23 protein-coding genes are annotated in these 24,336 nt (G+C 67.3%); 9 read left to right on the forward strand and 14 right to left on the reverse strand.

The window, feature by feature from the left end; translation table 11 throughout:
* Positions 1 to 260 precede the first annotated feature (260 nt).
* The 5 genes from B3098_RS27470 to B3098_RS27490 are packed head-to-tail and all read right to left on the reverse strand — an operon-like array spanning position 261 to position 5,386.
* Positions 261 to 1,226, reverse strand: coding sequence for an NAD(P)H-dependent flavin oxidoreductase (locus B3098_RS27470; protein ID WP_286900348.1), 966 nt, complete (start codon positions 1,224 to 1,226; stop codon positions 261 to 263).
* Positions 1,227 to 1,245: 19 nt separating this feature from the next.
* Positions 1,246 to 2,220 carry a Bug family tripartite tricarboxylate transporter substrate binding protein gene (locus B3098_RS27475; protein ID WP_279975787.1) on the reverse strand — a complete coding sequence of 325 codons (975 nt, stop codon included), beginning with the start codon at positions 2,218 to 2,220 and terminating at the stop codon, positions 1,246 to 1,248.
* A gap of 57 nt (positions 2,221 to 2,277) precedes the next feature.
* Positions 2,278 to 3,795, reverse strand: coding sequence for a class I adenylate-forming enzyme family protein (locus tag B3098_RS27480; protein WP_286900350.1), 1,518 nt, complete (start codon positions 3,793 to 3,795; stop codon positions 2,278 to 2,280).
* A gap of 17 nt (positions 3,796 to 3,812) precedes the next feature.
* Positions 3,813 to 4,985, reverse strand: coding sequence for a thiolase (locus B3098_RS27485; protein WP_175123282.1), 1,173 nt, complete (start codon positions 4,983 to 4,985; stop codon positions 3,813 to 3,815).
* Positions 4,982 to 5,386 (reverse strand): Zn-ribbon domain-containing OB-fold protein, encoded by a 405-nt coding sequence (locus tag B3098_RS27490; RefSeq protein ID WP_286900352.1) that lies wholly within the window; start codon positions 5,384 to 5,386, stop codon positions 4,982 to 4,984. Before B3098_RS27490 ends, B3098_RS27485 begins: the two co-directional genes overlap by 4 nt.
* A 228-nt stretch (positions 5,387 to 5,614) precedes the next feature.
* Between B3098_RS27490 and B3098_RS27495 the strand changes: the two genes are divergently transcribed.
* The 3 genes from B3098_RS27495 to paaG are packed head-to-tail and all read left to right on the forward strand — an operon-like array spanning position 5,615 to position 8,754.
* Positions 5,615 to 6,805 carry an acyl-CoA dehydrogenase family protein gene (locus tag B3098_RS27495; protein ID WP_286900354.1) on the forward strand — a complete coding sequence of 397 codons (1,191 nt, stop codon included), beginning with the start codon at positions 5,615 to 5,617 and terminating at the stop codon, positions 6,803 to 6,805.
* Positions 6,806 to 6,838: 33 nt separating this feature from the next.
* A complete protein-coding gene (locus tag B3098_RS27500) occupies positions 6,839 to 7,951 on the forward strand; it encodes an acyl-CoA dehydrogenase family protein (protein WP_286900357.1) in 1,113 nt (370 codons plus the stop codon).
* The gene (gene paaG, locus B3098_RS27505) at positions 7,948 to 8,754 is read left to right on the forward strand and encodes a 2-(1,2-epoxy-1,2-dihydrophenyl)acetyl-CoA isomerase PaaG (protein WP_286900358.1); all 807 of its coding nucleotides are present in this window, start codon (positions 7,948 to 7,950) and stop codon (positions 8,752 to 8,754) included. Before B3098_RS27500 ends, paaG begins: the two co-directional genes overlap by 4 nt.
* A 12-nt stretch (positions 8,755 to 8,766) precedes the next feature.
* On the opposite strand, the gene B3098_RS27510 is transcribed toward paaG, so the two are convergent.
* Positions 8,767 to 9,660 carry a LysR substrate-binding domain-containing protein gene (locus B3098_RS27510; RefSeq protein ID WP_175123277.1) on the reverse strand — a complete coding sequence of 298 codons (894 nt, stop codon included), beginning with the start codon at positions 9,658 to 9,660 and terminating at the stop codon, positions 8,767 to 8,769.
* A gap of 143 nt (positions 9,661 to 9,803) precedes the next feature.
* Between B3098_RS27510 and B3098_RS27515 the strand changes: the two genes are divergently transcribed.
* From B3098_RS27515 to B3098_RS27530, 4 genes are all read left to right on the forward strand, one after another.
* The gene (locus B3098_RS27515; protein ID WP_286900359.1) at positions 9,804 to 10,634 is read left to right on the forward strand and encodes an FAS1-like dehydratase domain-containing protein; all 831 of its coding nucleotides are present in this window, start codon (positions 9,804 to 9,806) and stop codon (positions 10,632 to 10,634) included.
* Complete coding sequence (locus tag B3098_RS27520) at positions 10,631 to 11,824, forward strand: CaiB/BaiF CoA transferase family protein (RefSeq protein ID WP_286900360.1); 1,194 nt, start codon at positions 10,631 to 10,633, stop codon at positions 11,822 to 11,824. Before B3098_RS27515 ends, B3098_RS27520 begins: the two co-directional genes overlap by 4 nt.
* Positions 11,821 to 12,654: an HpcH/HpaI aldolase/citrate lyase family protein gene (locus B3098_RS27525; RefSeq protein ID WP_175123274.1), complete on the forward strand. Its 834-nt coding sequence runs from the start codon at positions 11,821 to 11,823 to the stop codon at positions 12,652 to 12,654. The genes B3098_RS27520 and B3098_RS27525 overlap by 4 nt, the downstream gene beginning before the upstream one ends.
* Before the next feature lie 71 nt (positions 12,655 to 12,725).
* A complete protein-coding gene (locus B3098_RS27530) occupies positions 12,726 to 13,622 on the forward strand; it encodes a sugar kinase (RefSeq protein ID WP_286900362.1) in 897 nt (298 codons plus the stop codon).
* Positions 13,623 to 13,767: 145 nt separating this feature from the next.
* On the opposite strand, the gene B3098_RS27535 is transcribed toward B3098_RS27530, so the two are convergent.
* Genes B3098_RS27535 through hda form a run of 4 tightly spaced genes read right to left on the reverse strand, consistent with a single transcriptional unit; the run spans position 13,768 to position 17,031 of the window.
* Positions 13,768 to 14,256 carry a 2-amino-4-hydroxy-6-hydroxymethyldihydropteridine diphosphokinase gene (locus tag B3098_RS27535; RefSeq protein WP_286900363.1) on the reverse strand — a complete coding sequence of 163 codons (489 nt, stop codon included), beginning with the start codon at positions 14,254 to 14,256 and terminating at the stop codon, positions 13,768 to 13,770.
* 4 nt (positions 14,257 to 14,260) lie between these two features.
* Positions 14,261 to 15,634: a polynucleotide adenylyltransferase PcnB gene (pcnB, locus tag B3098_RS27540; RefSeq protein WP_286900365.1), complete on the reverse strand. Its 1,374-nt coding sequence runs from the start codon at positions 15,632 to 15,634 to the stop codon at positions 14,261 to 14,263.
* Complete coding sequence (locus B3098_RS27545; protein ID WP_286900367.1) at positions 15,635 to 16,333, reverse strand: HAD family hydrolase; 699 nt, start codon at positions 16,331 to 16,333, stop codon at positions 15,635 to 15,637. It lies immediately after the preceding gene.
* Positions 16,330 to 17,031 (reverse strand): DnaA regulatory inactivator Hda, encoded by a 702-nt coding sequence (gene hda, locus B3098_RS27550; RefSeq protein WP_105237474.1) that lies wholly within the window; start codon positions 17,029 to 17,031, stop codon positions 16,330 to 16,332. Before hda ends, B3098_RS27545 begins: the two co-directional genes overlap by 4 nt.
* A gap of 340 nt (positions 17,032 to 17,371) precedes the next feature.
* Here hda and purM point away from each other — a divergent pair, with 340 nt between their 5' ends.
* Positions 17,372 to 18,421 carry a phosphoribosylformylglycinamidine cyclo-ligase gene (gene purM / locus B3098_RS27555; RefSeq protein WP_286900369.1) on the forward strand — a complete coding sequence of 350 codons (1,050 nt, stop codon included), beginning with the start codon at positions 17,372 to 17,374 and terminating at the stop codon, positions 18,419 to 18,421.
* Between the two features lie 196 nt (positions 18,422 to 18,617).
* On the opposite strand, the gene miaA is transcribed toward purM, so the two are convergent.
* Together miaA and mutL are read right to left on the reverse strand one after the other, a co-directional pair.
* Positions 18,618 to 19,577 (reverse strand): tRNA (adenosine(37)-N6)-dimethylallyltransferase MiaA, encoded by a 960-nt coding sequence (gene miaA / locus B3098_RS27560; protein WP_286900371.1) that lies wholly within the window; start codon positions 19,575 to 19,577, stop codon positions 18,618 to 18,620.
* Between the two features lies 1 nt (position 19,578).
* The gene (gene mutL / locus B3098_RS27565) at positions 19,579 to 21,618 is read right to left on the reverse strand and encodes a DNA mismatch repair endonuclease MutL (RefSeq protein WP_286900374.1); all 2,040 of its coding nucleotides are present in this window, start codon (positions 21,616 to 21,618) and stop codon (positions 19,579 to 19,581) included.
* A 99-nt stretch (positions 21,619 to 21,717) separates the two neighbouring features.
* On the opposite strand from mutL, the gene B3098_RS27570 reads away from it, so the two are divergent.
* Positions 21,718 to 22,356 carry a VTT domain-containing protein gene (locus B3098_RS27570; protein ID WP_175123266.1) on the forward strand — a complete coding sequence of 213 codons (639 nt, stop codon included), beginning with the start codon at positions 21,718 to 21,720 and terminating at the stop codon, positions 22,354 to 22,356.
* A 97-nt stretch (positions 22,357 to 22,453) separates the two neighbouring features.
* Here B3098_RS27570 and B3098_RS27575 read toward each other — a convergent pair whose 3' ends face one another.
* Both B3098_RS27575 and tsaE read right to left on the reverse strand, forming a co-directional pair.
* The gene (locus B3098_RS27575) at positions 22,454 to 23,836 is read right to left on the reverse strand and encodes an N-acetylmuramoyl-L-alanine amidase (RefSeq protein ID WP_286900376.1); all 1,383 of its coding nucleotides are present in this window, start codon (positions 23,834 to 23,836) and stop codon (positions 22,454 to 22,456) included.
* Positions 23,764 to 24,303: a tRNA (adenosine(37)-N6)-threonylcarbamoyltransferase complex ATPase subunit type 1 TsaE gene (gene tsaE / locus B3098_RS27580; RefSeq protein ID WP_175123264.1), complete on the reverse strand. Its 540-nt coding sequence runs from the start codon at positions 24,301 to 24,303 to the stop codon at positions 23,764 to 23,766. The genes B3098_RS27575 and tsaE overlap by 73 nt, the downstream gene beginning before the upstream one ends.
* Between the last annotated feature and the right edge of the window lie 33 nt (positions 24,304 to 24,336).

The raw sequence follows: 24,336 nt of genomic DNA on the forward strand, positions 1-24,336 counted from the left end.
GTGTCGTGAATGTGCCCTAGGGAATCCGAAGGCAGCCGCCGCAGGCGGCAACGAGGATGAGGATGGTGCACTCCGGAGCGAACCCCCCAGACCGCAATCGTAGCCCCGCGCGCCCGAGGCCGACGCCGTGCCGGGCGTCAAAAGAACCAACTCATGCCGACGCCGTGCCGGGCGCGTCAAAAGAACCTACTCAGGCCGACGCAGCGCCGGGCATCAGAAGAACCATCTCAGGCCAACGAAGCGCCGGACGTCAAAAGAACTCAAACCCTTCGCGACACAGCACCAATAGCCCCCAGATACTCCCCCTCCAACTGCGCCACCAGTTCCGCAACAGCCAACACCTCCTGCACAGCCCCCACCCCCTGCCCAGCACTCCAAACATCCTTCCAAGCCTTAGGCCGCGAACTCTTATCCATATTCGGAGGCGGCGTCACCCCATTGCTGCCCAACACAACCGGATCCAACCCCGCCGCCAAAATACTGGCCGACAAATAATTCGCAGGCACCCCCGAAAAGTAAGCCGTATAAGTCACATCCCCCGCCTGCGCAGCCAGCACCATCTCCCGGTAAGCATCCCCCGCCAGCGACTCCCGGGTAGCAATAAACCGAGTCCCCATATAAGCAAAATCGCACCCAAGCACCTGCGCAGCCAGAATATCCTTCCCATGGCTGATGCATCCAGATAACGCCAACGGCCCGTCATAAAAGGCCCGTATCTCATTCACCAGCGCAATCGGATTCATCTGCCCCGCATGTCCCCCAGCCCCCGCGGCAACCAGGATCAACCCGTCAACCCCCGCATCCAGCGCCCGCTTCGCATGCCGCACGTTCGTCACATCGTGATAGACCACCCCCCCATAGGCATGCGCCGCCTTCACGACAGCCTCCGGCGCGTGCAGAGAAGTGATCAGCAACGGCACCCGCCGTTCCGCGCAGATCGCCAAGTCGCCTTGCCACCGCGGATTGCTCGGATGCACGATCAGGTTCACCCCATAAGGCGCCACCTTCTCCCCAGGCACCGCACGACGCCGCGCCGCCAGTCCATCTTCGATCCGCGTGATCCACTCGTGCAACTGCTCCTGCGGCCGCGCGTTCAACGACGGAAACGTCCCGATGATCCCCGCCGCGCACTGCGCGACCACCAGTTGCGGCCCCGACACCAGAAACATCGGGGCGCCAATCACAGGCAGGCGGATCTGGTCTCGCAATGCGGACGGGGAATTCATCGTGATGCTCCGGGGAAAATCAATTGGCCTGAATATTCGCGGTCTGGATCACGTCCGACCACAACGCGTACTCGCGGTCGATCCGCGCCTGCAGCGCCTTCGAATCGCCCGCGTTGATCGTGTACCCGCCTTCCGTCATCGCCTGGCGGAAAGCCGGATCCTTCGACACCTCCGACAGCGCCTGTGTCAGCCGCGCCGTCACTGCATCAGGCAGCTTCTTCGGCCCCACCAGCGCATACCAGCCCACCACCTCGTAATCCTTGATCCCAGCCTCCATCATCGTCGGCACGTCCGGCAGCTCCGGATTGCGCGTCTTCGACGTCACCGCCAGCGCCCGCGCCTTGCCGCTTTTCACGAATGGAATCGCCGTACTCGTGATGTCGAACATGAACGTCACCTTCCCGCTCACCACGTCCATCATCGCCGGTGAATTCCCCCGATACGGTACGTGCAGCATCGACGCCTGGCTCTGCTTCTTCAGCAATTCAGCCGAAAGATGATTCGACGCCCCGATCCCCGCTGACCCGAACGACACCGCCTCCGGATGCTCCCGCGCATAGGTGACGAGTTCGCCCACATTCTTCGCTGGAATCTGCGGCCCGATCAGCAGCACGTTCGCGTAATCCACCACCAGGCCGATCAGCGAAAAGTCCTTGCGGGGGTCAAACAGCGTGCTGCGCTGGACCAGCGGCGACATCGTCAGCGTCGGGCTGGCGGCAAAGCCCAGCATGTAGCCGTCAGGCGTCGCCTTGGCGGTCGCGTCCGACGCGATCATCCCGCTCGCGCCCGCCCGGTTCTCCACCACCACGGTCTGTCCCAGCTTGTCGCCGAGATACTTCGCAAAGACACGCGCCGTCGTGTCCACCGGGCCGCCCGGCGCGTAGCCCACCAGCAGGCGGATGGGACGGTCGGGATACGTCTGCGCGGCCGCGGTTTGCGCGCCAGCCAACGCGGCCACGGCCGAGGCCGCGGCGATCAGGGTCTTGATGTTCACGCTCTTGTCTCCTTGTGCATAGGTGGCCGGTCGTCAGAGCGGAACAGCTGTCCGCGCCTACGCCAGCCTTTCTTTCAGCGGCTGCTTCAGGATCTTGCCGCTGACGGTGGTGGGAATCGTCTCGATGGGAATGATCCGCGCCGGCCGCTTGTACGGCGCAAGCTGGGCGCGCAGGTGCAGCATCAGCAGATTCGTGTCGATCGTCGCGCCCGGCAGCGGCTCGACGAAAGCGATGACCTCTTCGTTGTGATCTTCGGTGTCGCGTCCCACCACGGCCGACAGCCGCACACCGGGAAACGCGTTGATCACCGACTCGACCTCGATCGGATACACGTTGAAGCCCGACCGGATGATCAGGTCCTTCGACCGCCCCGAGATGAACAGCGCGCCGCTGGCGTCGACAAATCCGATGTCGCCCGTGTTGAGCCAGCCGCCCGGCAGCAGCGCCTGCGCTGTCTGGTCCGGGTTGCGGTAATAGCCCAGCATCACGCCCGGACCGCGGATCAGCAGGTCGCCGCGCGTGCCCGGCGCAGTCGCCGCGTCCGGGTTGCCGATACGCAGTTCCACGCCGTCCACCGCATGCCCCGCCGAGCAATCGTCCCGCGGCGAATCGATGTCCGTGATGAACATGGACCCCGCGTATTCCGTGATGCCGTAGCCGTGGTGCATCGGCACGCCGAAGTAGCGTTCGGCGTCGCGCTTCTGCGTCGGATCCAGCGCCGCGCCGCCCGTGTACAGGTAGCGCAGGGCCGGCGCGCGCAGTTCCGCGCGGGGCGGCGCCACCGCCATCAAGCGGCTGAACATCGTCGGCACGCCCTGCAGGATGCTGACGCCGGGATGCGCCAGCGCCTTGAACACGTCTTCCGGATCGAAGCGGCTGCGCAACACCAGGCTGGCCCCTGCGTGCAGCGTGGCCATCAACACGGTCGCGATGCCGAAGATGTGCGACATCGGCAGCGCCGCGTAACCGATATCGTGCGGCGTCAGCCGGCGTGACGCCGCCGACACCCGCGCAAAGTGGATCAGCCCGCGATGCGGCACCATCACGCCCTTGGGTGCGCCCGTCGTGCCGGACGTGTAGATCACCGTCGCGACCTCGCCGGCCAGCTCGCCGGTTTCAGCGTGCGTGGGCTCGGCCGCGCGCGCGGCGGCGATGCCCGGTCCCCAGACGGCAGCGTCTGCATCAACAGCGCCCGCCGCGGCGGCATGCGCGGCAGCCGACGTCGACACGCCGCTCGTGAACAGCACCAGCTCGGGCTGCGCGTGCTGGCGGATGTTGTCGATCTCGCGGCCCGACAGGCGCGCATTCACGCCCACGGGCCAGGCGCCCGCCACCCCGCAGCCGAACAGCGCGGCCAGCATCGCCGTGCAGTTCTCGCCCACCATCATCACGCGATGGCCGGGCTGCACGCCCTGGCCGCGCAGCCATTGCGCTGTGTCCTGCACCCGCTGCCACAACTGGGCGTAAGTCACCGTGCCGCCGCCTTCCTCGTACAGGCAGATGGCGTCGGGCTGCCGGCGCGCCTGCAGCGCCAGGATGTCGTGGATGCGGGTGATGGGTTCTGCGTGAGACATGGGTTGATACGTCAGGATCAAAGAGTTGCCTGGGTGCCCAGGATGGCGGTCGATTGGCTGGACAGGGTACCGCCATTGCCATGCACCAGCGCAAGCTGTGCGTCCGAAACCTGCCGTTCGCCGCATTCGCCGCGAAGCTGGCGCACCGCCTCGATCATGATGAAGACGCCATACATGCCGGGATGCACGCAGCACAGCCCGCCGCCGTTGGTGTTAACCGGCAGCCGGCCCCCGGGCGCAATGGCGCCGTCCGCGATGAACTCCTTGCTTTCGCCCTTGGCGCAGAAGCCCAGGTCTTCCAGGAACAGCAACGTGTTGATGGTGAACGCGTCGTAGAGCTCGACGACGTCGATGTCCTTGGGGGCAAGGCCCGCCATCGCGAAGGCCCGGCGGCCAGACTCGGACGCGGCGGTGACCGTCAGGTCTTCCATCGAAGAGATCTGCCGGTTCCACACCGCCGTCGCATTGCCCAGCACATAGACGGGCGGACGCGGCAGATCGCGCGCGCGGTCGGCGCGCACCAGCACGTAGGCGCCCGCGCCGTCGGTGACCAGGCAGCAATCGCGCACGCTCAAGGGGTCGGACACCATGCGCGCGGACAGAATCTGATCCAGCGTGGCCGGCTCGCGCAATTGCGCTTCCGGATTGAGCTGCGCCCACTGGTTGGCCGCCAGCGCCACCCGCGCCAGATCTTCGCGTCGGGTGCCGTACTGATGCATGTGCCGGGCGGCTGCCAGCGCGTACGAGGACAGCGGGTTGAGCGGATCGTAGGGGGACTCGTAGGGTTGCGGATCGAACTGCTTGCGCACGCGTCCGACCTCTGCACGGCTGAGCGTGGACGTGCGCTGCGTGCTGCCGTAGCAGACCAGCACGGCATTGCACTGGCCGGACGCCAGCGCGTGCAGCGCCGGCATCAGATGCGCCACGAAGCTCGAGCCGCCCAGCATGGTGCTGTCGATGAACGTCGGGCGGATGCCCAGGTGTTCGATCACCGGCATGGCCCACATCGGCGCGGCCACGCTGGCCGTGCAGATGCCGTCGATGTCGCGCATCGTCAGGCCCGCGTCCGCCACGGCGCGCTGCGCCGCCTGCACCAGGATTTCCATTTCGGTAAAGCCAGTGGCCTGTCCGAGGCCCGCGTGGCCCACGCCGGCCACCGCCACGGCGCCGCGCAATTCGTTCAGCGTCATGCCGCCTCCTTGTTGGGAACAAAGACGACCAGCCCGCGGCCGTCCTGCTGGATCACCTGCGCGCGCACGCCCATGCCGATGCGAACGGCGTCCGGCGCCACACCGTCGACGCGGCTCATCAGCCGCACGCCTTCCTGCAGGTCGATCAGCGCGACGTTGTAGTCGCCACCCGCCTCGGGCTTGCGCCGCACGACAGTCGTGGAATAGACGGTGCCGCGCCCGTCGGGCGCCGCGAAGGAAAGCTTGTCCGCGCCGCAGTGCGGGCAGATCATGCGGGGATAGAACACGGCGCGGTCGCAGCCGCCGCAGCGCTGGATGAGGAAGCGGCCGTCGTCGAGCGCCTGGCGGTGTTGCGCCTCGACGCCTTGCGAGACGCCATCCGTCTGATCGGGAGCAGTCATGGTGCGATGGGATTCCAGTGAGTGAAGCGTGAATCTGAAGCGTGAAGCTGAACAGCGCCTAGTGTCCGCACTGCCAGCGGCTTCGGCCATTCTTCATTGCTGAAGCAGGACTTTTGCCAATCCGTAGTGGACCGCACGCCCTACACGCAACGCGAAGCCCGTCTTCGGGAGAGGCAGATTGTCCGGCCGTACGCGCCGTGGCTAGATACCGGGCAAAGGAGGTGGACCATGAACCTGACCTGGACGCCAGAAGAGCGCCAATTCCGCGAAGCCGTGCGCGCCTTCGCCGCCGAGAAGCTGCCGGAAGACATACGCGCCAAGGTGCTGCGGCACCAGCGGCTGGAACGCGACGACTACGTGCGGTGGCACAACATCCTGGCCGACCAGGGTTGGGGCGCGCCCAACTGGCCGGTCGAGCACGGCGGCACGGGGTGGAACGCCTTGCAGCGCCTGATCTTCGAAGTGGAATGCTTCAAGGCGGGCGCGCCGCGGCTGCTGCCGTTCGGCCTGTCCATGATCGGCCCCGTGCTGATGAAATACGGCAGCGCCGAGCAGAAGGCCCGGTTGCTGTCGCGCATGATCCGTGTGGAGGACTGGTGGTGCCAGGGGTATTCCGAGCCGGGCTCCGGTTCCGACCTGGCGTCGCTGAAAACCCGTGCCGTGCGCGATGGCGACGACTACGTGGTCAACGGCCAGAAGACCTGGACCACGCTGGCGCAGTATGCGGACTGGATGTTCTGCCTGGTGCGCACCGATCCCGATGCGCGCGCGCAGCGCGGCATCTCGATGCTGCTGCTGGACATGCGCTCGCCGGGCGTCACGGTGCGACCCATCCGCACGCTGGACGGCGGCCATGACGTCAACGAGGTCTGGCTGGAAGACGTGCGCGTGCCGGTCGCCAATCTTGTCGGCGAGGAAAACCAGGGCTGGACCTACGCCAAGTACCTGCTCGGCCACGAGCGCACCGGCATTGCGGGCCTGGGCCATTGCCACCGCGAGCTGGGCATCCTGAAAGACATGGCGGCGCGTGCGCAGTCGCGCGGCAGGCCGCTGCTGCAGGACAGCCGGATGCGCGACCGCATCTCGCGTATCGAGGTCGACATCATGGCGCTGGAAATGCTGCTGCTGCGCGTGGCCGCCAGCAACGATGGCACGCCCGGGCCGGAGGCCTCGGTGCTGAAGATCCGCGGGTCCGAGATCCAGCAGGACCTGGCCATGCTGCAGATGGAAGTCGCGGGCCCGGACGCCTGGCCTTATGACCCCGACTGGCTGGTGGCCGGCAACGATTTTCACGGCCCCGGCCCCGAGATGGCTGCCGCCGCCGGCGCCGGCTATGCCGATATGCGCAAGACCTCGATCTATGGCGGCACGACCGAAGTGCAGAAGGGCATCATCGCCCGCCTCGTGCTGGGCGCGTAGGCCCGCCGCGCAACCCCGACAGGAACACGACGCATGGATTTCATCTACACGGAAGAACAGCGCATGCTGGCCGACAGCCTGCGCCGCCTGGTGGACCAGGCATGGACCTTTCCCCAGCGGCGCGCCCGCCAGGCCGCGGGCACGCTGGACCGGCAGGCCTGGAATGCGCTGGCAGAACTGGGCGTGCTGGGCCTGACCATTTCGCAGGACCACGGCGGCTTTGGCGAGGTGCCGGCCAGCCTGCTGCCGGTGCATGTCGAGCTGGGGCGCGGACTGGTGTCCGAGCCGGTCATCCCGAGCGCGGTGATGGGCGCGGCGTTGGCGGACGGCTGCGGCGAGGCGGCACGCGGCCGCTGGCTGCCGGCCATTGCCTCGGGCGAGGCCATCGTCAGCGTGGCGTGGCAGGAGCCCGGCCGGCGATATGCGGCTGATCCGCAGGACTGCCGTGCTGCGCAGACCGCCGAAGGCTGGCGGCTGGACGGCGCCAAGCACCTGGTCTGGCACGGCGCGGCCGCCGATGCGTGGTTCGTCAGCGCGCGCGGTGGTGACGGTCAGACCGTCCTGTTGGCGGTGCCGGCCGATGCGGCCGGCGTGCGCGTGACGGACACGCCCACGCTGGATGGCGCGCGCTGCGCGCGGCTGGACTTCGATGCGGTGACGCTGCCCGCGGAGGCGCTGCTCGCAGCGGGCGCCGCGGCCGATGATGCGCTGGCGCAGGCGTTGCAATGGGGCACGGCCGCGCTGTGCGCGCACGCGGCCGGCGCCATGGAGCGGCTGCTGCAAATCACGGTGGAATACCTGAAGACCCGCAAGCAGTTCGGTCAGCCGTTGGCGTCCTTCCAGGCGCTGCAGCACCGGATGGCCGAGATGCTGGTGGCCAAGGAACTCGCGCTGTCCATGGCCTATGTGGCGGTGGCGGCGTTGACCGAATCCGACGCGGCGCAGCGGCGCCGCATGATCGCGTCGGCCAAGCTGGAAGCCGCGCGCGCCGGCCGTCTGGTCGCGCAGCTGGCCGTGCAGTTGCACGGCGGTATGGGCATGACGGACGAACTGGAGGTCGGCGATTATTTCAAGCGCCTGACCGTCGTGGATCAATTGATGGGCGATACGGCCGAGCAGCTGGCCGTGCTGGAGGAGTTGGCATGAGCGCGCACGTACCGGCTTTTACTCAGATCCAGTTCACGCTGGACCGCGGTGTGGGCGTCATTACGCTGAACCGTCCCGAGCGCATGAACAGCTTCACCGAGGTCATGCACGGCGAGCTGTCGCGCGCGCTGGACCTGCTGGAAGGGCATGAAAACCTGCGCGGCCTCGTGATCACCGGCGCGGGCCGCGGATTTTGCGCCGGCCAGGACCTGGGCGAACGCAAGCCCGCCGAAGACGGCTCGCGCCGCGATCTGAGCCTCATGCTGGAAAAGTGCTATCGCCCGCTCATCAACCGCCTGCGCGCGTTGCCGGTGCCGGTGGTGTGCATCATGAACGGCGTGGCGGCAGGCGCGGGCGCCAGTCTGGTGCTGGCGTGCGACGTGGTGTTTGCGGTGGAGTCGGCGCGCTTCGTGCAGGCGTTCAGCAAGATCGGCCTGTTGCCCGATGCGGGCGGAACGTGGTTCCTGCCGCGCCTGGTCGGGTCGGCGCGCGCGATGGGCGCGGCGCTGTTCGGAGAATCGGTATCGGCCGCGCAGGCGGAGGCCTGGGGTCTGATCTGGCGGGTGGTGCCCGACGCGGCGCTGGCGGAAACGATCCAGCAGGTGACGGACACGCTGGCCGCCGGCCCCACGCGCGCCTATGGGGCCACCAAGGCGGCGTTGCAGGCATCCAGCGGCAACACGCTGGCGCAGCAGTTCGATCTGGAATGCCGCCTGCAGCGCGAGCTGGGCTACACCGACGATTACCTGGAGGGCATGCGCGCCTTCGCGGAAAAGCGGCCGCCGGCGTTCACCGGCAAATGACGCGGCGCAACGTCAGGGCGTTTGCGGCGTCTGAATCTGGTCGATGAGTTCGCGCGCGCAGCCGGGCAGCGCGTCGATGTCGCGCACCAGCAGCTTGCGTTCGCGCACCACCCACGGCTCGTCCAGCTCGACCACTTGCAGCTTGGTGTCTGCCCCGTAGCGGCGCGCGGCCGAGTCGGGAATGACGCCGACGCCCACGCCTGCCTGCACCATGCGGCAGATCGAGTCGAAGCTGTAGAGCTGGATGCGCTGCGGCAGGCGCTGGCCGACGCGTTCCAGCTGGTCGCGCAGGAAGGCCACGAGCGTGGAGCCTTCGTGCATGGTGATGAACGGATAGCGCACGGCGTCCACCAGCTTGACCTTGTCCTGGTCCTGCAGCGGATGGCCGTTGGGCACCACCAGCACCAGGCGGTCGGTGCTGAAGTGGATGGTCTGCAATTCGGGTGCATCCACCGGTCCCGCGACGATGCCGAGGTCGGTGGTGCCATCCAGCACGCCGCGCACGATGTCGCGCGTCAGGCGTTCCTGCAGATCGACCGTGACGCCCGGATGGCCCGACAGGAATTGCGCCAGGATGTCCGGCATGAATTCCGTGACGGCCGTGGTGTTGGCAAAGATGCGGATGTGGCCGGCGTCGCCGTCGGCCTGTTCCTGGAAGTCGTGTTTCAGGTGATCCACCTGCCGCATGATGACGCGCGCATGCTGCAGCAGTTTCTGCCCGGCAGGCGTGATTTCCACGCCGCGGCTGTCGCGGTAGAGCAGGCGGGAATTGAGCTGGTTCTCCAGCGCCTTGATTCGCACGCTGACCGCGGCCAGGGACAGATGCGCCCGCTTGGCTGCCTGCGTCAGGCTGGGGGATTCGGCGATGTGGATGAACAGTCGGAGGTCGGCAAGGTCGAAGTGCATGGGCCATATATTACGGCGGCCGGCGTCGGCGCGGATGGCCGATTCAGGCGCAGCAAACCCCGCCTTGAGGAAAAACGAATTCACACGCCCGTCGGCTTGCGGGCATGCTTCAGGCTGTAAAAACACCACCAGAGGAACTCGGCATGACATCTACAGATCCGGCCGCGTGGATCGGCAGCGGCGAACGCAAGGCGGACGCCATGGATCCCGGCCACGCCGCGCGTATCGCCGCCACCCTGGGCGGTCCGGTGCCGGCCGAGGGCGACGACCTCCCGCCGTTGTGGCAATGGGCATTCTTCATCTCCACCGTGGGCATGGACGGGTTGGGGACGGATGGCCACCCGTCGCGCGGCGGTTTCCTGCCGCCCGCGCAGGACCGCAACCGCATGTGGGCGGGCGGCCGGGTGGAATTCCGCCAGCCGCTCAAGGTCGGCGTGCCGGCCGAGCGCGTGTCCACCGTGGCCGAGGTCAAGGAAAAGACCGGCCGCACCGGCTCCCTGCTGTTCGTGACCGTGCAGCATGAATACCGGCAGTCGGGCGAAGTGGCCATCCTGGAAGAGCAGGACATCGTGTACCGCCAGCCCACGCCGCCCAAGCTCACGGGCAGCGAGCCGGCGCCGCAGGCGCAATGGCGCGACACGGTCAATCCCACGTCGGTGCTGCTGTTCCGCTATTCGGCCGTCACGTTCAACGGCCATCGCATTCACTACGACCATCCCTATGTCACCGGCGTCGAAGGCTATCCCGGCTTGGTCGTCCACGGCCCGCTCATCGCCACCGAGATGGTCGCCGCCTTTTTGCGGGCGCACCCCAAGGCCCGCCTCACGCATCTTGCCTACCGCGGCCTGCGTCCGCTGATTTCCCCCGCGCCCTTCCAGGTCGCCGGCCGCCTGTCCGAGCCGGGCGTCGCCCAGCTCTGGGCCGAGCAGGACGGCACGCTGGCCCATCAAGCCGAATTGAGGTTCACCGAATGAACATGCAGGCCTCCCGCCCGCTGGACGGCATCACCGTCGTCAGCCTGGAACACGCCATCGCCGCGCCTTTCTGCACCCGCCAGCTGGCGGACATGGGCGCGCGCGTCATCAAGATCGAACGCCCCGGCACCGGCGACTTCGCCCGCGGCTACGACGAGCGCGTGCGGGGCCTGTCCTCGCACTTCGTCTGGACCAACCGCTCCAAGGAAAGCCTGACGCTGGACCTCAAGCGCGACGAAGCCGGCGGCATCATGGACCGCCTGCTGGAATCGGCCGACGTGCTGGTGCAGAACCTGGCGCCCGGCGCCGCGGCGCGCCTGGGCCTGTCGTTCGAGGCGCTGCACCAGAAATACCCGCGCCTCATCGTTTGCGACATCTCGGGCTACGGCGAGGGCGGCCCCTACCAGGACAAGAAGGCCTACGACCTCCTCATCCAGAGCGAAAGCGGCTTCCTGTCGGTCACCGGCACGAAGGACGATCCGGTCAAGGCAGGATGTTCCATCGCGGACATCGCCGCGGGCATGTACGCGTATTCGGCCATCCTGAACGCGCTGCTGCTGCGCCAGCGCACGGGCCTGGGCAGCCGGCTGGACGTGTCCATGCTGGAAAGCATGGTCGAGTGGATGGGTTTCCCCATGTACTACGCCTTCGACGGCGCGGCGCCGCCCGTGCGCGCGGGCGCGGCGCATGCCTCCATCTATCCGTACGGGCCGTTCCCGGTGGGCGGCGGTTCGACCATCATGCTGGGCCTGCAGAACGAACGCGAATGGCGCGTCTTCTGCGCCCAGGTGCTGCGGCAGGCCGAGCTGGCCGAAGACCCGCGCTTTATCTCCAATTCGCTGCGCACCGCCAATCGCGACGCGCTGCGCGCGCTGATCGTTGCCGCGTTTGCCGACCTGTCCATCGAGCAGGTGACGCAACGCCTGGAAGACGCGCAGATCGCCAATGCGCGCGTCAACGACATGGCCGGCGTGTGGGCGCATCCGCAATTGCAGGCGCGCCAGCGCTGGAGCGAGGTCGATAGCCCCGCCGGCATGCTGCCGGCACTGCTGCCGCCCGCCACCAGCAACGCGTTCACGGCGCACATGGGGCCTGTGCCCGCGGTGGGCCAAAACACCGATGCGGTGCTAGCATCTCTGGGATACGCGCCGGATCGGGTGGCGCAGTTTCATGCCTCGGAGGTTGTGTGACGCATCCCGTCGTTCGTAGCGCCCTGTTTGTGCCGGCCTCGCGGCCCGAACGCATCCCCAAAGCGCTGGCTGCGGGCGCGGACGCCGTCATCGTGGACCTGGAAGACGCCGTGGAGCACCTGGCCAAGGCGTCGGCCCGAGAAGCCCTGTGCGATTTCCTGGGCTTGAATCGCGAGGCCCGGCTCTGGGTGCGCATCAACGACGCCTCCACGTCCTGGCACGACGACGATCTGAAGGCCTGCCGCGGCAGGGCCGGCGTGGCAGGCATTCTGCTGCCCAAGGCCGAAAGCATGATGCAGGTGCGGCACGCGGCCCAGACTGGCTGTCCCGTGATTCCCATTCTTGAAACCGCGCAGGGCATCCTCAATGCCGGCGAGATCGCCGCCACCCCTGGTGTCGCGCGGCTGGCGTTCGGCAGTCTGGATTACGGCCTGGACCTGGGCCTGACGCCCGACACGCCGGGCGCCGAAACCGTGCTGGACCACGCCCGGGTGCAGGTGCTGCTGCATACGCGTGCCGCGGGTCTGGCGCCTGCGTTGGATGGCGTCTTTCCCGGTGTGCAGGATCAGGCCGGACTGGCCGCGGCAGCCGGCCGTGCGCAGCAGATGGGCTTTGGCGGCATGCTGTGCATCCATCCCACGCAAGTCCCCGTCATCCACGCCGCCTTCGTGCCGGCTCAGCAGGAACTCGACTGGGCGCGGCGGGTCATCGCCGCGCATCGCGACACGGCCGCGGGCACGTTCATGCTGGATGGCAAGATGGTCGACGCACCTGTCATCGCACGAGCGCGGCTGGTGCTGGCGCAGGCGGGCGAATCCGCGCGCGGCTGAATCCCGCGCCGGCGCCTCGTCCAGACTCTGCGCCGAGGCGCCCCGCGCATACAACCTGACAAGGCGGGCCCATGGGCGAGGCGCTTTTCATCGGACATACCTACATCGACGTCACCGTGCTGGCCGACGAATGGCCCACGGGCGACCAGAAAAGCGTGGCGCGCGACTACGCGGTCTCGTTCGGCGGCAATGCGGTGACGGCGGCGTTTGCCTGCGCGCGGCTGGGGTTGCCGCCCGATCTGATCTGCTCGCTGGCGCCCGACTGGCTCGGCCACATGTACTCGGACATGGCGGCCGCGCATGGCGTCACGCTGCACGCGCGCCAGGTGCGGCGCTCCTCGCTGTCGTTCATCATGCCCAACCACGGCAAGCGCGCCATCGTCCGCGCACGCGACGCGGGCTACCTGAACGACTTCCCCCGGTTGGACATTAGCGGCTATCGCGCCCTGCATCTGGACGGTCATCAGCCCGACGCCGCGCTGCATTACGCGCGCGCCTGCCGCCAGTCCGGCGTGCTGACTTCGCTGGACGGGGGCGGCATGCGCGAGAACACTGACGAACTGCTGCGCCATATCGACGTGGCCGTGTGCGCCGAGCGCATGTGCGAGCAGCTAGGTCTGTCGCCCGAAGGGCTGCTGGATCTGCTGAAGGCGCGCGGCTGCCGCATCGGCGCGGTGACGCTCGGCGAGCGCGGGATGCTGTGGTACGACGAGACGGGGCGCGTCGACATGCTGCCGTCGCTTGACGTGCCGGCTGCGCGCATCATCGACACGTCGGGCGCGGGCGACGTGTTTCACGGCGCGTATGTGTGGTCTTACCTGACACGGCCGGAACAACCGTGGATTGAGCATTTCACGTTTGCGCGGGCGGCCTCCGCGCACAAGATCCAGCATCTGGGGAACGAGGCGGGGCTGCCGGGCGTGGAAGACGTCGAGCGGGCGATGATGGCGTTTACGCCGAAGGCATGACGGCTGGCACGCGGCGCGCCATGTGTCGCGCTATGTGTCGTGCTATGTGTCGCGTCATGTGTCGCGTCATGTGCTGCGCGATGTGCCGCGCAATGTGCCGCGCGATTGCGCAGGCGCGCATTGCGCCGCGTTGCTGATCCTGCGCTCAGGGTGCGATTCGTTCGATCGGCTGATCGTGGATCGCGTCGATCCACGCGTCAAGCGGCTGTCCTTGCACGGCCAAGCCGGGCGCAAGATCGCGCAGCGGCAGCAGGACGAAGGCGCGCAGATGCAGGCGGGGATGCGGCAGGATCAGCCGCGCGTCATCCAGTCGCGTATCGCCGTGCAGCAGCAGATCCAGATCGAGGGTGCGGGGGGCATTGCGGTAGGGGCGCAGGCGGCCGTGTTCGTTTTCAAGCGCCTGCAGGACGTCCAGCAGCGCCAGCGGCGCGAGGACGGTGTCCACAGCCGCCACGGCGTTGATGAAGTCGGGGCCGGTGGCCTCCACCGGCGCGCTGCGGTAGAACGGCGAAGCCGCTACCCCGGTGATGCCCGGGGTGGCCTGCAACTGCGCCAGGACCTGGCGCAGGGTGGCCGCGCTGTCGCCCAGGTTGGCGCCCAGGCCGACGTAGGCGCGCACGGACGGCTGCGGCATGGGGTTACTCGCCAGCGGGCGCGCTGCGCGGTCCGCTGCGGCGCGGACGGCGGCGCCGGCGCGCGGGAGAGGCCGTGCCCGTGGCCGCATCGGAGGCTTCGCGCGGCTGGCGCGAGATTTCCTCGATCATCTCGGCGCGGGAGTCGTCGTCGGCATTGGCCAGATCCATCCACCACTGCGCCAGCACGCTGTCGAATTCGCCGGCGGCGGCGCGCAGCTGCAGGAAGTCGCAGGCGGCGCGGAAGCGCGGCTGCTCGATCATGCGGTAGATGGTCTTGCCCATGCGGCGCTCGAAACGCGGCTGCATGAACCAGATTTCGCGCATGTCGGACGAGAAGCGGCGCTGGATGGCGAGCTTTTCGGTCTGTTCGTCCAGCACCGAGTCCGCCGCCGTCGACAGCGCGGGGATGGTGTGCTCGCCCTGGGCGCGCAACTGCTTCCAGCGCACGTCCACCTGCTGCCACAACAGCGCGGCAAAGAGGAAGCTGGGGCTGATGGTCTTGCCGGCGCGCACGCGCGCATCGGTGCGTTCCAGCGCCAGTTCCACGAAGTGTTCGCCGCCGGGTTGCTCAAGCACGACGTCCAGGAGCGGCAAGAGGCCGTTGTGCAGGCCGTCGGCGCGCAACTGGCGCAGGCAGTCCATGGCATGGCCGCAGGTCAGCAGCTTGAGCATCTCGTCGAACAGGCGCGAGGCCGGCACGTTTTCGATGAGGTCGGCCATTGTGCTGATGGGCTGGCGCGTGGCCGGGTCGATCGTGCCGTTCAGCTTGGCGGCAAAGCGCACCGCGCGCAGCATGCGGACCGGGTCTTCGCGGTAGCGCTTGACGGGGTCGCCGATGATGCGGATCTGGCGCTTCTTCAGGTCGGCCACGCCGTCGTGGTAGTCGATGACTTCCTCGTTGTGCGGGTCGTAGTACAGCGCGTTCATGGTGAAGTCGCGGCGCTTGGCGTCTTCTTCCTGCGAACCGAAGACGTTGTCGCGCAGGATGCGGCCGTGCTCGTCGGTCTCCTGGTCTTCCGAGGCGGGCGCGCGGAAGGTGGAGGTCTCGATGATTTCCTGGCCGAACACCACGTGCACCAGCTGGAAGCGGCGGCCGATGATGCGCGCGCGGCGGAACAGCGGGCGGATCTGTTCGGGCGTGGCGTTGGTGGCCACGTCGAAGTCCTTGGGCTCCAGTCCGACGATCAGGTCGCGCACCGCGCCGCCGACGATATAGGCTTCGTAGCCGTGCTGGCGCAGCACCTCGCACACCTTGATGGCGTGGCGCGATACGTTGCGGCGATCGATTCCGTGCTTGTCGCGCCCGATGCGCAACGGCCCCTTGGGTGTCGGCGCGAAGAGCCGGCCGACGAATTTTCTTATGGTTTCAGTGATCATTTAGGACTTCGAATCTTCCATGTGGTCGAACAGGTCGATCACTTGCCAGCCGCGTTCCTGTGCGATGGCGCGCAGGGTGGGGCTGGGGTTGGCGGCAATCGGACGGGTCACTTTTTCGAGCAGCGGTACATCATTGACCGAATCGCTATAGAAAAACGATTCGGAGAAATCCGCAACCCCCAGCCCCATGCCGGCGAGCCAGTCGTTGACGCGCACGACCTTGCCTTCCTTGAAGCTGGGCGTGCCCAGGATGCGGCCGGTGTAGCGGCCGCGCAGGTACTCGGCGTCGGTCGCGACCAGGTGGGGCACGCCGAAGGCGCGGGCGATCGGGGCGGTGACGAAGCTGTTGGTGGCCGTGACGATGGCGCAGAGGTCGCCGGCTTCGAGGTGGCTGTCGACGAGGTCGCGGGCAGCCGGCGTGATGGACGGGCGGATGACTTCGCCCATGAAGGTTTCGTGCCAGGCAGCCAGGTCGTACGGCGAATGCGCGGCCAGCAGGCCCAGCATGAATTCCGCGGCCTGTTCGGCCGTGAGTTCGCCGCGGTTGTAGCGGTCCATCAGATCGTCATTCAGGCGGCGGGCTTCGACGGGATCGCCCGCGCGGCCTGTGCGCGCCAGAAAGTCGGCCCATTGGTAGTCGCTGTCGAGCGGCAGCAAGGTGTGATCCAGGTCGAACAGGGCGAGACGTCGGGTGGTCATGTGCGTTGTGAATCAGGATCTGCGAGCATGGCGCGCAGCAGGGGGAGGGTGATGGGGCGGCCGGTGGCCAATGAATAACGGTCCAGCGCGTCGAGCAACGCGGCAAGCTTGCGGATGTCGCGTTCGTGGTGCGTGAGCATCCAGTTGATGATTTCGGGCGCCAGATGCAGCCCGCGTTCGGCGGCCTGCGCGGACAGCGCGGCCAGCTTGTCGGCGTCGGACAGCGGATCCAGGCGGAACACCAGATCCCAGCCCAGTCGCGTGCGCAGGTCTTCGCGCAGCGGCATCGACAGCGGCGCGCGGTCGCCGGCCAGCGCCAGCGCAAAGGCGCGCTGCGTGGCGGCGGATTCGCGCCACCGGTTGTACAGCGCAAACAGGGCAGCCTGGCGGCTGTCGTCCATGCGGTGCACGTCGTCGACCGCCACGAACTTGGGCATGGGCGATTTGGAATCGGCCTCGGCCAGGCGGCGCAACATGTTTTCGCCGTTGGCCGGGTCGACGTAGACGGCATCGGGCCGGGCGGTCAGCGCGCGCAAGAGGTGGGTGCGGCCGCAGCCGGCGGCGCCCCAGATGTACAGGGCCCGTCCGGGCTTGAGCGCACGCACGGCCGCCACCGCTTCTCCGTTGGGGCCGGCGATGTAGTTGTTCAGCGATGGCGCTGGCGCGGGGAGAACGTCAAGCAGCAGCTGGCGGTTCATGAGAGTTAGCAATCGGGCTTTTCAGGGGCGCTGGAATAGCCATGTTCAGGGGCGCCGGAAGAGCCATTTTCAAAGGCGCCGGAATAGCCAATTCGGGGCGCCACAAAAAGCCAGGAAAAAAAGCCAAGAAAAATCGATGATGCAAGGGCCATGTAGAAACTGGCAAAATCAATACCGGCCAACCCTACACTTTAAACCACCTGGGGCGCTGATGTCGCGTCTGAACGCTCGGCCTGGCGTGGGTTTGCGCCTTACGCGCCTGTCCATGCCCGCGTCATCGTAAAATGCAGGGCGTTCCACCAAAATCCCAGCAATTGTTACATACCCCACGGCATTTCTCATGACGAACCAACCTAAAGCCCCCCTGACCTACCGCGACGCCGGTGTCGACATCGACGCAGGCGACGCCCTGGTCGACCGAATCAAACCCCTTGCCGCGCGCACCATGCGTCCCGGGGTGCTGGCCGGTATCGGCGGCTTTGGCGGCCTGTTCGAAGTGCCCAAGACCTACAAGGAGCCGGTGCTGGTTTCCGGCACCGACGGCGTGGGCACCAAGCTGCGCCTCGCGTTCGACTGGAACCGCCACGACACGGTCGGCATCGACCTGGTCGCCATGAGCGTCAACGACATCCTGGTGCAGGGCGCCGAGCCGCTGTTCTTCCTGGACTACTTCGGCTGCGGCAAGCTGTCGGTGGACACGGCGGCGGCGGTGGTGGGCGGCATTGCCAAGGGCTGCGAACTGTCGGGCTGCGCCCTGATCGGCGGCGAAACCGCCGAAATGCCGGGCATGTACCCGGACGGCGAATACGATCTGGCCGGCTTCGCGGTGGGCGCGGTGGAAAAGTCCAAGATCATCGACGGCAAGTCCATCAAGGCGGGTGACGTGGTCATGGGCCTGGCGTCCAGCGGCGCGCACTCCAACGGCTACTCGCTGCTGCGCAAGATCCTGGAACGCGCCGGCGCCAAGCCGGACGACGATTTCCACGGCCAGAAGATGGTGGACGTGGTCATGGCCCCGACCCGCATCTACGTAAAGCAGGTGCTGGCCGCGCTGGCCAAGCACGGCACCGACATCAAGGGCCTGGCCCACATCACGGGCGGTGGCTTGCTGGACAACGTGCCGCGCATCCTGCAGGACGGTCTGGCCGCCAAGCTGCACCGCGACGCCTGGGAAATGCCCAAGCTGTTCCAATGGCTGCAGGAGCAGGGCGGCGTCGAAGACACCGAGATGTACCGCGTCTTCAACTGCGGCATCGGCATGGTGCTGGTGGTGGACCCGGCCCAGGCCGACGCCATCGCCGCCACGCTGCGCGAGCAGGGCGAGACGGTCAGCAAGCTGGGCGAGATCGTTCCCCAGGAAGCCGGCATGGCGCAGACCTTCGTGGTGTGATGCCGCGGCGATAGCGCTGAAATGAAATGACCGCCGTGATGGCGGTCATTTTTTTTGTGTCGCGAGCGGTCGCCTGGGCACCACGCTCTCGAAGGTGTCTGACACCCCAATGAGACCGACTTCATCCTGCGATGCTGACTCAGGGGGGGCAGACACCTTCGAGAGACACCCTCGAATTAGGAAGTGTTGCCGCCCGTCAGTCCGCCAGCGCCACCGCCACGGCGTCGATCGTCTGCGCGACGGCGTCGGCGGCCAGGCAGTCCACGATCACGCGTTCGGGCTGCGCACGCAGCCAGGTGATCTGGCGCTTGGCCAGCTGCCGCGTTGCCGCGATGCCCTGTTCGCGGGCGGTATCCAGGTCGATCTCGCCGTCCAGGTGCGCCCACATCTGCCGGTAGCCCACGCACCGCACCGACGGCAGGCCCGGATGCAGGTCGGCGCGGGCGTGCAGGCCGCGCACCTCGTCAAGCAGGCCGTGCAGCAGCATGGCGTCAAAGCGCTGTTCGATGCGCGCGTGCAGCGCGGCGCGGTCCGAAGGTTCCAGGCTGATGGTCAGATACCGGTTGGCGTCGTCGTCCGGCTTGCGCTCGGCCCGCTGCAGCAGCGCCGACATCGGCTGGCCGGACAGCTGGCAGATTTCCAGGGCGCGCTGGATGCGCTGGCTATCGTTGGGCGCGAGGCGCGCGGCGGTGATGGGGTCCAGCACCGCCAGCTCGGCATGCAGGGCGGGCCAACCCAGGCGGGCGGCGCGCGCTTCCAGTTCGGCGCGAAGGGCAGGATCGGCCTGCGGCAGGTCGTCCAGGCCGTCGCGCAGCGCCTTGTAGTACATCATCGTGCCGCCCGCCAATAGCGGAATGCGGCCGCGCGCGCGAATCTCCCCGATCAGGCGCAGCGCATCGGCGCGGAATTCCGCGGCCGAATACGACTGGGCAGGATCCAGGATGTCCAGCAGATGCTGCGGCACGCGGGCCTGCTCTTCTGCCGACGGCTTGGCCGTGCCGATGTCCATGCCGCGGTAGATCGTGGCCGAATCCACGTTGACGATTTCGAGCGGCCAGCGTTCGGCGAGCGCCAGCGTGGACGCGCTCTTGCCGGCCGCGGTGGGGCCGGCAAGGCAGATGACCGGGAGCGATGCGGGAGATTGGGAAGACGACAAGCTATTGTCCGCGCAGAAAGAGCTTGTCCAGGTCCGACATGGACCACTGCACCCAGGTGGGCCGCCCGTGATTGCACTGGTCGGCCCGTTCCGTGGTTTCCATCTGGCGCAGCAAGCCGTTCATCTCTTCAAGCGTGAGCTTGCGGTTGGCGCGCACGGACCCGTGGCAGGCCATGGTCGAGAGCAGTTCGTTGCGCTGTTCGGTGAGCAGTCGCGACACGCCGACGGCGCCCAGGTCGCGCAGCACGGCGCGGGCCAGGGTTTCGATGTCGCCGCGCGCCAGGATGGCCGGCACCGACCGCACGGCGATGGACGTGGGGCCTGACGGGCGCATCTCGAAACCCAGGTCGTTCAACTGTTCTTCGAACTCCTCGACCAGCGCCACGTCCTTTTCCTGCGCGTGAAACACCACGGGCACCAGCAGGTCCTGGCGCGGCAGGCTGCGCGCGTCCAGGGCCTGCTTGAGCTGTTCATAGACCACGCGCTCGTGCGCGGCGTGCATGTCCACCAGCACCATGCCGCGGCGGTTCTGCGCCAGGATGTAGACGCCGTGCAGTTGTGCCACCGCCATGCCCAGCGGGTGTTCTTCGTCGGCCGGTAACGCGGCGGACGCGGGCGACGGTTCGCGCAGGGGCGCGGCGCGGGCCGCCGTGTCGTCGGTCAGCGGGCGATAGAGCGATTGCCAGTCGGCGGCGGGGATCCCGGCCGGTTCGGCGTGCAGGCGGAAGGGGACCTGGGTGTGCGGGCGCTGGGGGGCGGGAGAGGGGCGCAGGCCGTAGGCGGCGCCGTTGCCTTGGCCACTCGCGCCAGGGTAAGCGCCGGCATTCGAGCCGCCAGCCGCGGCGCCGTTCAAGCCGCCATTGCCGCCATTCGTGCTGCCGTAGCCGCCATTCACGCCGCCGTAGCCCGGGCGCGGAGATTCCGTCGTGGACGGCGTGGCCGGCCGGTAAGCCGGTGCGGCGGAGTCGGTCGTGGCCGCGTCGCCCGCCGGGCGCGCTACGGTTTCAAATTCGGCGTCTTCAGCGTGCCCCGCAGGCGCAACGGCCGACGAGCCGCCCATCTGGGCCAGCGTCTGGCTGACCGCGTGCGAGACAAAGCGGTGCACGGCGCCGCTGTCGCGGAAACGGACCTCGTGCTTGGCCGGGTGGACGTTCACGTCCACGGCGGCGGGGTCGATGTCCAGGAACAGCACGTACGCGGGCTGACGGTCGCCGTGCAACACGTCGGCATAGGCCGAGCGCAGCGCGTGGCTGACGGTGCGGTCCCGCACGTAGCGGCCGTTCACGTAGAGGTATTGGCGGTCGGCGCGGGCGCGGGCGGCGGTCGGCCGGGTAATCATGCCGGCTAGACTGACCGTGCCGACCGAATGCGACAGCAGCAGACCGTGCTCGGCGAATTCGGCGCCCAGCACGTCGCGGATGCGCTGCGGCGGGTCGGCCGGCAGCCATTGGCGCTGCGCGCGGTCGTGGTGGAACAGGCGGAAGGCGATCTGCGGATGCGCCAGCGCGATGCGCTCCATGGCGTCGACGCAATGGCCGAACTCGGTGGCTTCGGAACGCAGGAATTTGCGGCGGGCCGGCACGGCGTCAAACAGCTGGCGCACGTCGACCGTAGTGCCGGGCGGGCCGGACGCGGGGCCGACCTGCATGCTGCCCGCGTCGATCTGCCAGGCGTGATCGCCGTCGCGGGTGCGGGAGATGATGGACACCTGGGCGACCGACGCAATGGACGCCAGCGCTTCGCCGCGGAACCCCATGGAAGCGACCGATTCCAACTCGTTCAGCGAGCGGATCTTGCTGGTAGCGTGGCGGGCCAGCGCCAGGGGCAGTTCCTCGGGCGGAATGCCGCCGCCATCGTCCGTGACGGCGATACGCCGGATGCCGCCGCCTTCGAGGCGGACCTCGATGGCGCGCCCGCCCGCGTCGATGGCGTTTTCAAGGATTTCCTTGAGCACGGACGCGGGGCGCTCGATGACCTCGCCAGCGGCGATCTGGCTGATCAGCAGGTCGGGAAGCGCAAGGATGGAACGACGTTCGGTCATGAGGCCCAGATCTTATGTAGCAGTGCGGACGATTTTAGCGTCATGCCCCGGTCGGCTATAGTCGCTGACAAATTCCACTCGGATATCAGGGGCGCTTCAATGCTTGAGTTTTTCAATATGGTGCTTCACATCGACCAGACGCTTGGCCTTTGGGTCGAGCAGTACGGCGTGTGGGTGTACCTGGTGCTGTTTCTCATCGTCTTTGCGGAGACCGGGCTGGTCGTGCTGCCCTTCCTGCCGGGCGACTCGCTGCTGTTCATTGCCGGGGCCTTCGGCGCGACAGGGCACATCGACCCCGTTTTGATGTCGGTGTTGCTCATCGTCGCCGCCGTGACCGGCAACTCGCTGAACTACGCCATCGGCCGTTACATCGGGCCGCGGGTGTTCTCGATGAACCTGCGCTTTCTGGACCGCGGTGCGCTGATGCGCACGCACGCGTTCTACGAAAAGCACGGCGGCAAGACGATCGTGATGTCGCGCTTCATTCCGGTGGTGCGCACATTCGCGCCCTTCGTGGCGGGCGTGGCCGAGATGTCGATGGCGCGCTTCCAGCTGTTCAACATCATGGGCGCGCTGTTGTGGGTGATCAGCCTGGTGGCGGCGGGTTACTTCTTTGGCAACATCCCGATCATCCGCGATCACCTGAACACCATCGTGCTGGTGGGCCTGGCGGCGGCGGTCGTGCCGGTAGTGGGGGCCGGTGTCCTCAAGCTGGTGCGCGCGCGCCGCACGCAATAGCGTCCGCGCTGCGCAAACAAAAAGGCTATGCGCCGGAAGGTGCATAGCCTTTTTTCGTGGACCCTGAAATGAGTCCGAGCGCGTGGCCGAATCCCGGCTAGCTCAGATCGCCCAAACGGGCCAGCGGCGGATTGGCCGTGAAGTAGCGCTGGATGCCGGTCATCATGGCCTGCGCCAGCTTGTCCTGGTGCGAGGAGCTGCGCAGCAGCGCTTCTTCTTGCGGATTGCTGATGAAGGCGGTTTCGACCAGCACCGACGGGATGTCCGGCGCCTTCAGCACGGCAAAGCCGGCCTGCTCGACGCTGTTCTTGTGCAGGCGGTTGATCTTCTTGATCTCGTCCAGGAAGGCGTTGCCAACCTTGAGCGAGTCATTGATCTGGGCCGTGGTGGACAGGTCCAGCAGCACTTTCGCGACTTGGCGATCGTGGCTGCCCAGGTTGACGCCGCCGATCAGGTCGGCCGCGTTTTCCTTGTCGGCCATCCAACGGGCCTGCGCGCTGGTGGCGCCGCGCTGGGACAGCGCAAATACCGACGAGCCGTTGGCCGAGGGCTTGACCCAGGCGTCCGCGTGGATCGAGATGAACAGGTCCGCATGCACGCGGCGCGCCTTTTGCACGCGCACGTGCAGGGGCACGAAGTAATCGTCGTCGCGCGTCAGGTAGGCGCGCATGTAGGGCTGGCTGTCGATCAGCGCCTTCAGGCGCCGCGCGATGCGCAGGACCACGTCTTTTTCGCGCAGCCCGGATTTGCCGATGGCGCCCGGGTCTTCGCCGCCGTGCCCGGGATCCAGCGCGATGGTCAGCATGCGCGGCTTGCCGCGGCTGGCGGTGGCGGGGGGCTTGGGCGGGGTGAGCAGGGCGGGCGCCGGCTGCTGGCCGCGCACGCGCGGCGGCTCGGGCGGATCCGCGCGGGTCACCGGGTTGCGCTGGATGTCTTCGAGGATGCGCGCCAGCGGATCGTCCACGTCGGGACCGCTGGATTTGTTCAGGATCGCGATCAGCGGATCCTGCGCGATCTTGGGATACAGGTCGAGCACCAGGCGGTACTGGTAATCGGCCACCGGCTTGAGCGTAAACACCTGCGGCGCCACGGGCTGCTTCAGGTCGAACACCAGCCGCACCACGTTCGGACGGTTCTGCGCCACGCGCAGGCTCTGGATGTAGGGGTCGTCGGGCCGGACCTTTGAAACCAGGTCGTTTAGTGCCGCGCTGAGGGTCAGTCCCTCGATATCGACCACCAGGCGGTGGGGATTTTCAAGGGTGAATTGTTCGGCCTTGAGTTCGCTGTCCAGTTCCAGCGTGACCCGGGTGTATTCGTCTGCCGGCCAGGTCCGGACAGCCAGGATCGTTGCAGCCTGCGCCAGCCTTGGCACGACCGGCAGGACGAGCAGGGTGGCGGCGACGCTGATCAGGCGTCGGCGGGTGGCGCCTGCCGAGGGGAGGGCGCCGTCAGGGGCGGGGGGACAATCGCGTTCAACCATGTTTGTCCTCGAGCGGTGTACGCGGTCAGGCTGGCGTCACGTCCGTCGCCTGCATAGTCCAGGCAGATCAGCAGGTCGGGCGGGGGCAAAAGACCCTCCGCCCGCTCCGGCCATTCGATCAAAACGACTGCTTCGTCACGCAGTAAATCCCGGAATCCTGCGTCCAACCATTCGCGCGAATCACTAAATCTATAAAAATCAAGGTGATAGAAGTATAAGTTAGAAACTTTATAGGATTCAAGCAGCGCGTAGCTTGGACTCTTGATTCGGCCTGTGATGCCGCTTTCCCGCAACAATGCCCTGGAGAAGGCCGTCTTTCCTGCTCCGAGGTCCCCTCGAAGGTGAATACATGCGCCTGGCAGGCCGGTTTTGGCGCCGGTGACCATCGGGGCGAGCTGGCGCGCCAGCGCCTCGGTGGCGGCTTCGTCGGGCAGGTGCAGGGTCAGGGTGGCAAGGGGGGCGGACATGGCGCGGGAGCAGTGGTAAAAAACGAGGATCGG

Source organism: Achromobacter sp. UBA2119, assembly GCF_002331005.1.
Classification (GTDB): domain Bacteria; phylum Pseudomonadota; class Gammaproteobacteria; order Burkholderiales; family Burkholderiaceae_B; genus Achromobacter; species Achromobacter animicus.

What these genes read in the sequence shown, in the direction of transcription:
- B3098_RS27470 (WP_286900348.1), bottom strand. Translation starts at nt 1,226, where the DNA reads ATGAATTCCCCGTCCGCATTGCGAGACCAGATCCGCCTGCCTGTGATT.
- B3098_RS27480 (WP_286900350.1), bottom strand. Translation starts at nt 3,795, where the DNA reads ATGTCTCACGCAGAACCCATCACCCGCATCCACGACATCCTGGCGCTG.
- B3098_RS27485 (WP_175123282.1), bottom strand. Translation starts at nt 4,985, where the DNA reads ATGACGCTGAACGAATTGCGCGGCGCCGTGGCGGTGGCCGGCGTGGGC.
- B3098_RS27490 (WP_286900352.1), bottom strand. Translation starts at nt 5,386, where the DNA reads ATGACTGCTCCCGATCAGACGGATGGCGTCTCGCAAGGCGTCGAGGCG.
- B3098_RS27495 (WP_286900354.1), top strand. Translation starts at nt 5,615, where the DNA reads ATGAACCTGACCTGGACGCCAGAAGAGCGCCAATTCCGCGAAGCCGTG.
- B3098_RS27500 (WP_286900357.1), top strand. Translation starts at nt 6,839, where the DNA reads ATGGATTTCATCTACACGGAAGAACAGCGCATGCTGGCCGACAGCCTG.
- paaG (WP_286900358.1), top strand. Translation starts at nt 7,948, where the DNA reads ATGAGCGCGCACGTACCGGCTTTTACTCAGATCCAGTTCACGCTGGAC.
- B3098_RS27510 (WP_175123277.1), bottom strand. Translation starts at nt 9,660, where the DNA reads ATGCACTTCGACCTTGCCGACCTCCGACTGTTCATCCACATCGCCGAA.
- B3098_RS27515 (WP_286900359.1), top strand. Translation starts at nt 9,804, where the DNA reads ATGACATCTACAGATCCGGCCGCGTGGATCGGCAGCGGCGAACGCAAG.
- B3098_RS27520 (WP_286900360.1), top strand. Translation starts at nt 10,631, where the DNA reads ATGAACATGCAGGCCTCCCGCCCGCTGGACGGCATCACCGTCGTCAGC.
- B3098_RS27530 (WP_286900362.1), top strand. Translation starts at nt 12,726, where the DNA reads ATGGGCGAGGCGCTTTTCATCGGACATACCTACATCGACGTCACCGTG.
- B3098_RS27535 (WP_286900363.1), bottom strand. Translation starts at nt 14,256, where the DNA reads ATGCCGCAGCCGTCCGTGCGCGCCTACGTCGGCCTGGGCGCCAACCTG.
- pcnB (WP_286900365.1), bottom strand. Translation starts at nt 15,634, where the DNA reads ATGATCACTGAAACCATAAGAAAATTCGTCGGCCGGCTCTTCGCGCCG.
- B3098_RS27545 (WP_286900367.1), bottom strand. Translation starts at nt 16,333, where the DNA reads ATGACCACCCGACGTCTCGCCCTGTTCGACCTGGATCACACCTTGCTG.
- hda (WP_105237474.1), bottom strand. Translation starts at nt 17,031, where the DNA reads ATGAACCGCCAGCTGCTGCTTGACGTTCTCCCCGCGCCAGCGCCATCG.
- purM (WP_286900369.1), top strand. Translation starts at nt 17,372, where the DNA reads ATGACGAACCAACCTAAAGCCCCCCTGACCTACCGCGACGCCGGTGTC.
- mutL (WP_286900374.1), bottom strand. Translation starts at nt 21,618, where the DNA reads ATGACCGAACGTCGTTCCATCCTTGCGCTTCCCGACCTGCTGATCAGC.
- B3098_RS27570 (WP_175123266.1), top strand. Translation starts at nt 21,718, where the DNA reads ATGCTTGAGTTTTTCAATATGGTGCTTCACATCGACCAGACGCTTGGC.
- B3098_RS27575 (WP_286900376.1), bottom strand. Translation starts at nt 23,836, where the DNA reads ATGGTTGAACGCGATTGTCCCCCCGCCCCTGACGGCGCCCTCCCCTCG.
- tsaE (WP_175123264.1), bottom strand. Translation starts at nt 24,303, where the DNA reads ATGTCCGCCCCCCTTGCCACCCTGACCCTGCACCTGCCCGACGAAGCC.